Genomic DNA, 11,907 nt, shown 5'->3' with positions numbered 1-11,907 from the left:
GGGAGCCGGGGCTCTCGGCCTCCAGGGCTCTCGGCCTCCAGAGCTCTCGGCCTCCGGGGGTCTCGGCCTCCGGGGCCCTCGGGCCCTCTGCCGCCGGGGAGTTCAGGCAGCGTAGATGGCCTCGCTCAGGCAGCCTCGATGACCTCGTCACGTACGGCCGCTGCCCACTCCACGACCAACAGCTCGTACTCCGCCCGCTCCTGCGCCGACAGCATGCCGCCCGAACGTATCCACAACGCGCGAATCTGCTCATTCACCGCGGCAGCGGACCGCACGGAACCAGGGGTCAAGGAATTGGGGGACATACCAACCAGCGTAGGGCCAAGGACTGACAGCACGCCACCGAACGACTACCCATCCAGTATGTGGTTGGTCACGAAAGGCGCCCGGCGGGTTTCGTGACCAACTCGGCGGCCCCGCACCGCACATGCGCACATTGCGACACAACCCCTGGTGGTTTCCTTGCGTTTTCGCTCTTGCGCTTCGATTTCCGAAGCGCAACAGTCGGGAGCCATGGGAGACATGAAGCAGCGCGTCGACGGCGTCACACCGCCCTACGACCCCGAAACCGAACGTGCGTTACGTCGTTGGATGCCACCGGGCGTCGCGCGCGAACCCCTGATGCTCTTCAAAGTCCTCGAACGCCACCCCGACCTCGCCTCCCGCCTCCGTACGCTCGGAGCGGGTCTGCTCGTCCACGGCCGGCTGCCCGATGCCGACCGGGAGTTGGTCATCGCCCGGGTCGCGGCACGCTGCGGCTGCGCGTACGAATGGGGTGTCCACATGGCGACGTACGCGGAGTCCGTCGGCCTGACTCCGCAGCAGGTCGAACTCACCGTGAGCGGTGCCCCGACCGACCAGGCCTGGGCGCCTCGTCAGACGGCCCTCCTCCAAGCCGTCGACGAACTCCATGCCACGTCCCGTCTGTCCGACGCGGCGTGGACCGATCTGCGGGAACATCTCGACGAACCCGAGGCCCTCGAGTTCCTGGTCCTGGCGGGCTGGTACCGCACGATCGCGTACGTGGCCAACGGCCTGGAGATCGAGCGGGAGCCCTGGGCGCGGGCGTTTCCCGAGGGCTGAGGTGGACCGAGTTCTGTCGCGGGCCCTTTATTGAGGTGCCCCTGAGCCCTCGCCGCACTACGGTGGTTCTCGTTCAGTTCGTTCGGTTCTGAACATCGAGCACGGGCCGCCCGCCGCGGGGGATCAGGCGGGCGGCTCCGTTGTGTCCGGGGGCGCGTCCGGGGACGTATCCCGGGGCAGAGGGCAGCCGTCAGCCCGCCGATTCCGCCGCATGAGGACTCAGCGCACCCATGCTGACCAGCACAATGATGAGCACCCCCAGGGCGACGCGGTAGTAGACGAAGGGCATGAAGGACTTCGTGGTGATGAACTTCATGAACCATGCGATAACCGCGTAACCCACCACAAAAGCGATGATCGTCGCGAAGACCGTCGGGCCCCAGGAGACGTGCCCGCCCTCGCTCGCGTCCTTCAGTTCGAAGAGGCCGGACGCCAGCACCGCCGGGATGGCGAGGAGGAAGGAGTAGCGGGCGGCCGCCTCGCGGGTGTAGCCCATCAGCAGACCGCCGCTGATGGTGGCGCCGGAGCGGGAGACACCGGGGATGAGGGCCATGGCCTGGCAGACGCCGTAGATCAGGCCGTCCCTGACGGTCAGGTCCTGAAGCGTCTTGCGCTCCTTCGCCACCCGGTGCTTGCCGCCCGTCTCGTCGCGTGCCGCGAGACGGTCCGCGACGCCCAGGATGATGCCCATCACGATCAGCGTCGTCGCGGTGATGCGCAGATCGCGGAACGGCCCCTCGATCTGATCCTTGAGCGTGACGCCCAGGACGCCGATCGGGATCGAGCCGATGATCACGAGCCAGCCCATCTGGGCGTCGTGGTCGTGCCGCATCGCCTTGTTCGTGAGCGAGCGGAACCACGCCGAGATGATCCGCGCGATGTCCTTGCGGAAGTAGATCAGCACCGCGGTCTCCGTACCGATCTGGGTGATCGCCGTGAAGGCCGCCCCCGGGTCCTCCCAGCCGGCGAACGCCGCGGTCAGCCGCAGGTGCGCGCTGGAGGAGATGGGCAGGAACTCGGTCAGTCCCTGGACGAGTCCGAGGACGAGGGATTCAAACCAAGACATGAAAGTACGTGATCCAAGTGCCGAGGGCGGGAGTGGAGCGAAGGGGCGGACGAACGCGCCGTGTTGTCGTATGGGGTGATCAGGCGCGCCCGGGGCAGCGTAGCGCCCCCCGGTGGCGGCGCGACGAGAGGGCCTCCGTATCGCGGACAGGGACTCCCCGGCGCACCCCGCGGCAACGGTGTCGGGGTGTTGACCTGCCGCGACTTGGCCGCTTACGTTTCCGCGAGGAGCGAAAGCGCTTGCTGTCCGCCGGTGGCCGCCGGGGTCGACAGGCGTCCGCCAGACCCGATGTCACGTCCGATGGAGTGCTGATCACGTAGATGCGTACCCCCCGCGACGCAACCGCCAGCGAGCCCAGCAGCGAGACCACGAGCACGACGACCAGCAAGACGACCAGCGTGACCACCAGCGAGAGGACCCCGCACGAGAGCCGCTCCGCCGCCCCGCTCGACGGCCGCCGAATCAAGGTCGCGATCATCGGCACCGGAGCCATCGCCGGCGGTAGCCATCTGCCCGCGTTCGCCGCGCTCGCCGCCGAGGGAGAGGTGGAGATCGTCGCGGCGGTCGATATCGACGCCGAAGCGGCGAAGCGGTTCTGCGCGGAAGGCGGCGTCCCGCACGCCTACACCGATCTCGACCGGATGCTGGCCGAACAGCGTCCGGATCTCGTCTCCGTCTGCACCCCGCCGACCCTCCACCGCGCGCAGACCGTCGCCGCGCTGCGCGCCGGTGCCTGGGTGTGGTGCGAGAAGCCGCCGGTGCCCTCGCTCGCCGACTTCGACGCGGTGGAGGCCGAGGAGGGTCTCGCGGGCGGTCCGTACGCCTCGATCGTCTTCCAGCACCGCTTCGGCTCGGGCGCGCGACACGTACGGCGCCTGATCGCCGAAGAGGCCATGGGGCGTCCTCTCGTGGCGCACTGTCAGACCACCTGGTACCGCAACGCCGCCTACTACGCCGTGCCCTGGCGCGGGAAGTGGCACACCGAGGGCGGCGGACCCGCCATGGGACACGGCATCCATCAGATGGATCTGCTCCTCGACCTGCTCGGCCCGTGGGCCGAGGTACGGGCCATGGCCGGACGCCTGGTGCACGACGTACAGACCGAGGACGTCTCGACCGCGCTCGTACGTTTCGAGAGCGGGGCGCTGGCGACCGTGGTGAACAGTGTCCTCAGCCCGGACGAGGTCAGCCGGATCCGCATCGACTGCGAGCGGGCGACGGTCGAACTCACCCACCTCTACGGCCACACCAACGACAACTGGCGCGTCACCCCCACGCCGGACGCACCGGCCGAGGACGTGGCCGCCTGGCAGGACTTCGGCGCCAACGTGCCGAGTTCGCACCTGGCGCAGCTGCGCGACCTGGTCGCGAGCATGCGCGCGGGCGAACGTCCGCGCAGCAGTGGCGCCGACGGGCGCACCAGCCTGGAGCTGATCACCGCGCTGTACAAGTCGGCGTTCACGGACACGACCGTACGGGCCGGCGAGATCGGCCCCGGCGACCCCTACTACACCGCCCTGCACGGCGGCGCCCCCGGCTGGGCACCGGCGACGCACCAGGAGGAGGTACCGGCATGACCGCACCCGACGGCCTGCGCATCGTCCATGCTCACGGCGACCGCATCACGATCACCGAACCCACCACCGGCGTCGAGCTGTTGAGCTACGTCTACGGCCCCGAGGCGGCCTGGGAGGCACCGAAGCCGTATCTGCATCCGCTCAGGACGCTGACGGGCAACGTTGTCACGGACTACCGGCCCAACGACCACCGCTGGCACAAGGGCCTCCAGATGACCGCCTCGCACCTGTCCGGGGCGAACCTGTGGGGCGGCAACTCGTATGTGCACGGACAGGGCTACCTCGAACTCCCGGAGCGCGTCGGGTCGATGGCGCATGTCACGTTCGACGAGGTGAGCGCGGACAGTGCCGACGGCACCGGCAGTGGCCGCGCGGTCATCGCCGAGCGGCTCACCTGGCACCCGTACGACGGCACGCTGTGGGCCGAGGAGGAGCGCCGTATCGAGGTGCACGACGTGGACCCGGCGTCCGGGTCCTGGGCGCTGACCTGGACGACGGCCGTCACCAACCGGCGCGACGAACCCCTGCTGTTCGGCAGTCCGACGACGGCCGGCCGGGAGATGGCCGGATACACGGGGCTGTTCTGGCGCGGTCCGCGAGCGTTCCGGGACGGGCGGATCGTCGGGCCCGACGGCGAAGGCCCCGAGCTGATGGGGCAGCAGGCGCCCTGGCTCGCCTACTCGGGCGAGCACGACGTCACCGACGGGTACGCGACTCTTGTCTTCGCGCATGCCCCGGAGAACGACCACACCGGCAAGGGTGGCGCGCACCCGGCCCACTGGTTCGTACGCAACGAGCCGTTCGCGGCCGTCGCCCCGTCGTTCGCCTTCTTCGACGAGCTGGAACTCGCCCCCGGCGACACCCTCACCCGTCGCTATCGCGTCGTCGTCGCCGACGGCGCATGGGAGCGCGAGGAGATCGCCAAGTACCTGGCGGGGCACCCGTGGTGAGCGCCGCCCCGGGCTTCACCGGACTCCCCGGTGCCGTCGCCCTCTCGCACCTCTCGGTCTACGACTGGCCCGCCGCGGACGGGGTGTGCGGTGGCACGCCTCATCTGCACCTGACCTGTTCGGAGGCGTACGTCGTCACCGGCGGGCGTGGCGCGGTGCAGACCCTGACGACGTCCGGATACGAGGTCGCGCCTCTCGCGCCCGGCACGGTCGCCTGGTTCACGCCCGGCACCATCCACCGGCTCGTCAACGAGGACGACCTGCGCATCACCGTCCTCATGCAGAACAACGGCCTGCCGGAGGCGGGGGACGCGGTCCTCACGCTGCCTCCGAAGTACCTCACCGACCCGGAGACCTACGCGGCCGCCACCGCCATCCCGGCGGACGCGCCCGAGGCGGAGCGGGAGCGGATCGCGCGCACCCGGCGCGACCTTGCTCTCGAGGGCTATCGGGCGCTGCGCGACGCGGACGGGCCGGAGCCGCTCGCCGCGTTCCACCGGGCGGCGGCCGCGCTGGTGCGTCCCCGGCTCGCCGAATGGCGAGAGCGCTGGCAGCGCGGGGCGCGGGCGGCCGCCGCGGCCACGGACGATCAGCTCGATCGGCTCGAACGGGGCGATGTGTCCCACCTCGCCGACGCCGTCGTACGGACCGAACAGCCGTCCACGTACGGCAAGTTCGGGATGTGTGGGCGGCTTGATGTCTACGAGGGGACCGTCTGAGGAGGCTTCGCCTCGGCGGGGCCCGCCACCGTCCAGCCCGGGGCCTGCGGGTGGGCGGTCAGGTCCTCGTGCCGGACCGTGTCGCCGCAGACGGAGCAGGTGACGGCCGGGAGCAGCTCGTGGCCGCAGATGTGCTCGATCACCATGGGGCGATCGTCGTCTTTCCGGAGATGGCGGTCGCCCCACGCCATGAGTGTCAGCAGGACCGGCTCCAGTTCGAGGCCCGCGGTCGTGGGCCGGTACTCGAAGCGCTGCGGGCGCTCGCTGTAGGCCGACTTCTCCAGGATGCCGGCGTCGACGAGGCGCCGCAGGCGCGTGGCCAGGACGTCGCGCGGGGCACCGATGTTGCGGACCAGCTGATCGAAGCGTCCGTTGCCGAGGCACACCTCGCGCAGGACGAGCAGGGAGTACTTCTCGCCGACCAGTGCCAGGGCATCGGCGATCGAGCAGGGGCGGGGGTCCTTGGAGGCGGCCATGGGGCCCAGTCTAGGCGAGGGTTTGCTTTTCCAACTCGCCGAGCTATGGTGAGTTTGAATTTCCTACTCACTAGTCGCTCTCTAGTCGCTCACCAGTCGGGCGGTGGTCGCTCGGTAGTCGGCGGCCAAGGAGGCCCCACATGCGTGACGCAGTCATCGTCGAAGCCGTACGCACCCCCATCGGCAAGGGCAAGTCCAACGGCTCCCTCGCCCATGTCCATCCCGTGGAGCTCCTCGCCCATACGCTGCGCTCGCTCGTCGAGCGCTCCGGAGTCGACCCGGCGCTGATCGACGACGTCATCGGCGGCACGGTCGACCAGGTCGGCGAGCAGGCCATGAACACCACCCGTTACGCCTTGCTCTCGGCCGGTTTCCCCGAGACGGTGCCCGCGACGACGGTGGACCGTCAGTGCGGTTCGTCCCAGCAGGCGGTGCACTTCGCGGCGCAGGGCGTCATGTCGGGCGCGTACGACCTGGTCGTGGCCTGCGGGGTGGAGTCGATGAGCCGCGTGCCGATGTGGTCGAACGTGCCGCCGGGCAAGGACCCCTTCGGGCCCGGAGTCGCCGAGCGCTATCCGGAGGGCCTGGTGCCGCAGGGCATCAGTGCCGAGCTGATCGCGGCCAAGTGGTCGATCTCACGGGAGCAGATGGACGCGTTCGCGGTTGACTCGCACCGGAAGGCGGCCGCGGCCTGGGAAGGCGGGCTCTTCGACCCGGAGGTCGCCCCGTTGGACGGGGTGAGCCGCGACGAGTGCGTCCGGCCCGCCAGCACCACCGAGACCCTCGCCGGACTCAAGCCCGCCTACTACGACTCCGGCTTCGCCGAGCGCTTCCCGCAGATCGAGTGGAACGTCACCGCGGGCAACGCCAGCCCCATCAACGACGGGGCGTCTGCCGTGCTGATCACGTCGAGCGAGACCGCGGCCCGCCTCGGTCTGCGCCCGCTGGCCCGGCTGCACAGTTTCGCCGTCACCGGATCCGATCCGCTGCTCATGCTCACGGGCGTCGTCCCCGCCACCGAGAAGGTGCTCCGCAAGGCGTCGCTGACCCTGGACGAGATCGACCTCTTCGAGGTCAACGAGGCTTTCTCCAGTGTCGTACTCGCCTGGCAGCAGGAGACGGGCGCCGACCTCGCCAAGGTCAACGTCCACGGCGGCGCGATCGCACTCGGACACCCCCTCGGCGCGAGCGGCACCCGTCTGACGACCACTCTCGTCCACGCGATGCGCCTGCGCGGTGCCCGCTACGCCCTCCAGACGATGTGCGAGGCGGGCGGCTTGGCCAACGCGATGGTGCTGGAGGGGCTGTAGAGCGGACAGGCCTGCCCTTCGTGACCGGTTTTCTCAGTCAGCGGCCGCGGAAATGGTGGCGCTTGCGCCAGGCGATGGCCGCTCCGGCCAGGGCCGGGAGGGCGATGCAGGCCATGGCGATCAGGAAGGCGGGCGACGTCGGCGCCGAGGCGCGGGCGCCGGCCACGACGTACGCGGCCGTGTTCGGGATCGAGCCGAGTCCCGTGGCGAGGAGGAAGGGAAGCCAGCCCATGCGGGAGACGGACGCGCAGTAGTTCGCGCCCCAGAACGGCACTCCGGGGAACAGCCGCAGAGCCATCATCGAGCGGAACCCGTGGCGGCTGAGCTGGCCGTCGGCCACCTTCAGCCAGCGCCCGCGCAGCAGTGGCCGCAGCGCGTCCTGCCCGAGCATCCGGCCGAGCCCGAAGGCGACCCCGGCACCGAGCACCGTGCCGGCGAGCGCGGCCCCGATTCCCAGCTCCGAGCCGAAGAGAGCGCCCGCCGCGAGGTTGAGGAGCGGCCGCGGCACGAACGCGACCGTGCACAGCCCGTACGCCACCGCGAACACCACGGCCGCGGCGGCACCGTTCAGCGCCGGTGGCCAGCCGTCGGCCAGCAGCTTCTGCGGCTGGAAGAGCAGCACGGTCGCGGCGGCGGCCACGAGCAGCGTCACGAGCAGGGACAGCCGGGACCACGGCGAGAGCACGACTCTCGTGCAGCGCGCGGCAAGACCCGTCGGCGCGGTGGCGAACTCAGCTGTGGCGAACTCTGTGGAGACGGCCGGGGGAGTGGCCGTTGCGGTGCCCCCAGAGCGGGTGGTGGCATCGGGCATCCGGTGACACTAACCGACAAATATGTGTGATCGCCGTATGGTTCGTCTCATGGGCGTCACAGGCTCACGAACACCGGGTGGCCGTCAAGAGGGACCGCGCCGTCGTCCGGAGGCATCGCGCGAGCGCCCGGCGACAGCGCGCGACTCTCCGGCAGTGCCGCCCAGTGCCCTCGCGGACACCCTGCTGGAGCGGCTCACCACCACCTACGCCGCCGCGGCCGATCCGGCACGCGCCGTGACCCTGCGCGCTTACATGAAGGACGTCGCGCCCTTCCTGGGCCTGACCACGCCCGAGCGCCGTGTCCTGTCCCGGACCGTCCTCGACGGCACGGCACGCCCCGACCAGGCGGACTGCACCGCGGTCGCGCTGCGCTGCTGGCGGCTGCCCGAGCGCGAGTACCACTACTTCGCCGTCGACTACCTGCGCCGCCATGTGAAGCGCTGCTCCTCCGATTTCCTGCCGGTCGCCCGGCACCTCGTCAGCACCGTCCCATGGTGGGACACCGTCGACCTGCTCGCCTGCCACGTGGTGGGAGGCCTCGTCGCCGCCGACCCCACGCTCAGGACGGACATGGACGCGTGGATCGAGGACGACGATCTGTGGGTCGCCCGCACCGCGCTCCTCCACCAGCTGCGCTACAAGGACGCGACCGACACGGAGCGGCTCTTCGCGTACTGCCTGCGCCAGTCCGGGCACACCGACTTCTTCGTCCGCAAGGCGATCGGCTGGTGCCTGCGCGAGTACGCCAAGACGGACCCGCGGGCCGTGCGCGAGTTCGTGGCCCGGGAGCGGCTCTCGCCGCTGTCGGTGCGTGAGGCCCTCAAGAACATCGGCTCCTGACGCACCAGGGGAAACACCCGGCTCCCGGCCGCCGAAAACCATTCGACGTGGGCCGATGTGTCCGCAATGATCGCCTCATGCCCCGGCACGCCTTCCTCCTCGCAGCATCCGCGGTCGCGGATGCCCCGAAGGCTGCCGTCCTGATCACCGTGGCCGCCGTCGACGGCGCCCGAAGCTGACCCTCTCCGGATCGTCCGGCGGACCCCGCAGGGGGAGGGTCGGCAAGTTCCTCGGGGTCCCCGTCCCGCATCGCCGGGAGCATCACCCAGTACCGGAAGGCTTCGAGGTACCGCCATGTCCAAAACGGCTTACGTCCGCACGAAACCGCATCTGAACATCGGCACGATGGGCCATGTCGACCACGGCAAGACCACCCTGACCGCCGCCATCACCAAGGTCCTCGCCGAGCGCGGCGCCGGCGGCACGACCCAGTACGTCGCGTTCGACCGCATCGACCGGGCGCCGGAGGAGGCGGCGCGCGGCATCACCATCAACATCGCGCACGTCGAGTACGAGACAGACACCCGGCACTACGCGCACGTCGACATGCCGGGCCACGCCGACTACGTCAAGAACATGGTCACCGGGGCCGCGCAGCTCGACGGGGCGATCCTCGTCGTCTCCGCGCTCGACGGGATCATGCCGCAGACAGCCGAGCACGTGCTGCTCGCCCGGCAGGTGGGTGTCGACCACATCGTGGTGGCTCTCAACAAGGCCGACGCGGGTGACGAGGAGCTCACCGACCTCGTCGAGCTGGAGGTCCGCGAACTGCTCTCCGCACACGGCTACGGCGGTGACTCCGTACCGGTCGTACGGGTCTCCGGGCTCAAGGCCCTTGAAGGGGACCCTCGTTGGACCGGGGCGATCGACGCGCTGCTCGACGCCGTGGACACGTACGTCCCGATGCCCGAGCGCTATCTCGACGCGCCGTTCCTGCTGCCCGTCGAGAACGTGCTCACCATCACAGGCCGCGGCACCGTCGTCACCGGCGCGGTCGAGCGCGGCACGATCAAGGTCGGAGACCGGGTCGAAGTGCTCGGCGCCGGTGTCGACACGGTGGTCACCGGCCTGGAGACCTTCGGAAAGCCCATGGCGGAGGCGCAGGCGGGGGACAACGTGGCGCTGCTGCTGCGCGGTGTCGCACGTGACACGGTGCGCCGCGGCCATGTCGTCGCGGCGCCCGGCAGCGTCGTACCCAGTCGCCGCTTCTCGGCCCGGGTGTACGTCCTGTCGGCGCGCGAGGGCGGCCGTACGACGCCGGTGTCCACCGGGTACCGGCCGCAGTTCTACATCCGCACCGCGGACGTGGTCGGCGACGTCGACCTGGGCGAGCGGGCGGTCGCGCGGCCCGGCGACACCGTCACCATGACGGTGGAGCTGGGGCGTGACGTCCCGCTCGAGTCGGGCCTCGGCTTCGCGATCCGCGAGGGCGGCCGCACGGTCGGCGCGGGCACGGTGACCTCGGTCGACTGAGCGACATCGACCGGGGGCCCGCCTCTCGTCCGGTACAGGGGTCCGGTACGGGAGGCGGGCAACCCGCCCACGCCCGCCTCCCGGCCGGGGCGATGATGGCGGGCATGACCACGCCGCGCAGAAGAGCCGAAATGTTCATCGCCGCCGAGCAGGACCGTCGCTTCAGTACCTCGGCCGTCGTGGACGAGCGCACCATGCTCGTCGACATGCTCGGCGCCCAGCGCGCGACGCTGGAACTGAAGTGCTCAGGTCTGGAAGCGGAGTTGGAGTTGGCCCGGCGGTCCGTGGAACCCTCCACGCTCTCGCTGCTCGGACTGGTGCGGCACCTCGCCGATGTGGAGCGCCGCTGGTTCCGGCAGGTCATGGCCGGGCAGGACGCGCCCGCGCGCTTCTCCTCGCCGGTGCGCCCGGACGGTGACTTCGACGGTGCGGAGGCCGATCGCGCGGTCGTCGCCGAGGCCTGGGAGGCCTGGCGTGCGGAGGTGGCCTTCTCCGAAGCCCTCGTCGCCGACGCACCCGATCTCGAAGTCGTGGGAGAGGACTCCTGGCGCGGGCCGGTGTCGTTGCGCTGGGTCCTCATTCACATGATCGAGGAATACGCCCGGCACAACGGGCACGCCGATCTCCTCCGCGAGCGCATCGACGGAGCGACAGGCCTGTGAGGCGGGCCGGTCCGCCACGTGCCCTGTCACCGGGGCGGTGACAGGACGGGACCTGCCCTGCCGGCCCGGCCGGAACGGCACAATGGAACCGTGGACGAGCCGATACCCGTGACGCGGGTCGTGGATCACGGGACCGCCAAGCTGATGCCGGACGTCGACCGGAAGCGGGCCTGGCTGCTGACGGTCGACGGGGCGCCGCAGTCGTACGTCGATCTGGACGCGCCGACGCACCTGGAGTTCGAGTACGCGCGGAGGCTGGGACACGTCCTGGACACCCTCACGGAGCCGGGGCGCCCGCTGGACGTGCTGCACCTCGGCGGCGGCGCGCTCACCCTGCCCCGGTATCTCGCCGCCACTCGGCCGGGATCCCGTCAGGACGTCATAGAGGCCGACCGGGGGCTGCTGGCCCTCGTGGCCGAGCATGTGCCCGTTCCCGACGACGCGGGGATCACGCTGCACGGCGCCGATGCCCGGGCCTGGCTCGAAACCGCCGCCTCCGACTCCGTCGACGTCCTGATCGCCGATGTCTTCGGCGGCTCACGCGTCCCGGCACACCTGACGTCGGTGGCGTACGCCCGCGAGGCCGAACGGGTCCTGCGCGGCGACGGCGTCTACCTGGCGAACCTCGCCGACGCCGCGCCCTTCGCCTTCCTGCGCTCCCAACTCGCCACGTTCTCCACGGTGTTCGAGGAGCTCGCGCTGATCGCCGAGCCGGGCATCCTGCGCGGCCGCCGCTTCGGCAACGCGATCCTCGTCGCCTCCCACCACGCCGTCGACACGGGCACCCTCGCCCGCCGCACCGCCTCCGACGCGTTCCCGGCCCGGGTCGAGCACGGCGCGGCGCTGCGCGCCTTCCTGGGAGACGCCGAGCCCGTACGGGACGAGAACGCAGTCCCGTCGCCGGAGCCTCCGGACGGCGCGTTCAGTATCGGCTGACCC

13 protein-coding genes are annotated in these 11,907 nt (G+C 70.7%); 9 read left to right on the top strand and 4 right to left on the bottom strand.

Annotated features, from left to right (window positions below; all coding sequences use genetic code 11):
• Positions 1-125: 125 nt before the first annotated feature.
• A complete protein-coding gene (locus FE633_RS22445; RefSeq protein ID WP_119105591.1) occupies positions 126-305 on the bottom strand; it encodes a hypothetical protein in 180 nt (59 codons plus the stop codon).
• Positions 306-522: 217 nt separating this feature from the next.
• On the opposite strand from FE633_RS22445, the gene FE633_RS22440 reads away from it, so the two are divergent.
• On the top strand, positions 523-1,083 hold the full coding sequence (locus tag FE633_RS22440) for a carboxymuconolactone decarboxylase family protein (protein WP_138047003.1): 561 nt from the start codon (positions 523-525) through the stop codon (positions 1,081-1,083).
• A gap of 190 nt (positions 1,084-1,273) precedes the next feature.
• On the opposite strand, the gene FE633_RS22435 is transcribed toward FE633_RS22440, so the two are convergent.
• The gene (locus tag FE633_RS22435) at positions 1,274-2,149 is read right to left on the bottom strand and encodes an undecaprenyl-diphosphate phosphatase (protein WP_138046948.1); all 876 of its coding nucleotides are present in this window, start codon (positions 2,147-2,149) and stop codon (positions 1,274-1,276) included.
• 320 nt (positions 2,150-2,469) lie between these two features.
• On the opposite strand from FE633_RS22435, the gene FE633_RS22430 reads away from it, so the two are divergent.
• The 3 genes from FE633_RS22430 to FE633_RS22420 are packed head-to-tail and all read left to right on the top strand — an operon-like array spanning position 2,470 to position 5,395.
• Positions 2,470-3,726: a Gfo/Idh/MocA family protein gene (locus tag FE633_RS22430; protein ID WP_138046947.1), complete on the top strand. Its 1,257-nt coding sequence runs from the start codon at positions 2,470-2,472 to the stop codon at positions 3,724-3,726.
• A complete protein-coding gene (locus FE633_RS22425) occupies positions 3,723-4,676 on the top strand; it encodes a DUF6807 domain-containing protein (RefSeq protein ID WP_138046946.1) in 954 nt (317 codons plus the stop codon). Before FE633_RS22430 ends, FE633_RS22425 begins: the two co-directional genes overlap by 4 nt.
• On the top strand, positions 4,628-5,395 hold the full coding sequence (locus FE633_RS22420; RefSeq protein ID WP_138046945.1) for a cupin domain-containing protein: 768 nt from the start codon (positions 4,628-4,630) through the stop codon (positions 5,393-5,395). Before FE633_RS22425 ends, FE633_RS22420 begins: the two co-directional genes overlap by 49 nt.
• On the opposite strand, the gene FE633_RS22415 is transcribed toward FE633_RS22420, so the two are convergent.
• On the bottom strand, positions 5,377-5,871 hold the full coding sequence (locus FE633_RS22415; protein ID WP_138046944.1) for a winged helix-turn-helix transcriptional regulator: 495 nt from the start codon (positions 5,869-5,871) through the stop codon (positions 5,377-5,379). The two genes, FE633_RS22420 and FE633_RS22415, sit on opposite strands and share 19 nt — an antisense overlap.
• Positions 5,872-6,011: 140 nt before the next feature.
• Between FE633_RS22415 and FE633_RS22410 the strand changes: the two genes are divergently transcribed.
• Positions 6,012-7,181, top strand: coding sequence for a thiolase family protein (locus FE633_RS22410; protein WP_138046943.1), 1,170 nt, complete (start codon positions 6,012-6,014; stop codon positions 7,179-7,181).
• A gap of 37 nt (positions 7,182-7,218) precedes the next feature.
• Here the strand turns inward: FE633_RS22410 and FE633_RS22405 are convergent, their stop codons facing one another.
• Positions 7,219-7,992 (bottom strand): TVP38/TMEM64 family protein, encoded by a 774-nt coding sequence (locus FE633_RS22405; RefSeq protein ID WP_138046942.1) that lies wholly within the window; start codon positions 7,990-7,992, stop codon positions 7,219-7,221.
• Between the two features lie 154 nt (positions 7,993-8,146).
• On the opposite strand from FE633_RS22405, the gene FE633_RS22400 reads away from it, so the two are divergent.
• From FE633_RS22400 to FE633_RS22385, 4 genes are all read left to right on the top strand, one after another.
• Entirely contained in the window at positions 8,147-8,833 is a 687-nt protein-coding gene (locus FE633_RS22400) for a DNA alkylation repair protein (protein WP_246113769.1), read from the top strand.
• A 294-nt stretch (positions 8,834-9,127) separates the two neighbouring features.
• Complete coding sequence (tuf, locus tag FE633_RS22395) at positions 9,128-10,306, top strand: elongation factor Tu (protein ID WP_138046940.1); 1,179 nt, start codon at positions 9,128-9,130, stop codon at positions 10,304-10,306.
• A 104-nt stretch (positions 10,307-10,410) separates the two neighbouring features.
• Positions 10,411-10,968: a DinB family protein gene (locus tag FE633_RS22390; RefSeq protein ID WP_138046939.1), complete on the top strand. Its 558-nt coding sequence runs from the start codon at positions 10,411-10,413 to the stop codon at positions 10,966-10,968.
• 90 nt (positions 10,969-11,058) lie between these two features.
• Entirely contained in the window at positions 11,059-11,904 is an 846-nt protein-coding gene (locus FE633_RS22385; protein ID WP_138046938.1) for a spermidine synthase, read from the top strand.
• Positions 11,905-11,907 lie beyond the last annotated feature (3 nt).

Origin of the sequence: Streptomyces montanus (assembly GCF_005786655.1) — a bacterium.
GTDB lineage: Bacteria > Actinomycetota > Actinomycetes > Streptomycetales > Streptomycetaceae > Streptomyces > Streptomyces sporangiiformans.
Note: the sequence above shows the minus strand (reverse complement) of the source record. Positions and strands in the feature narration are given on the sequence as shown.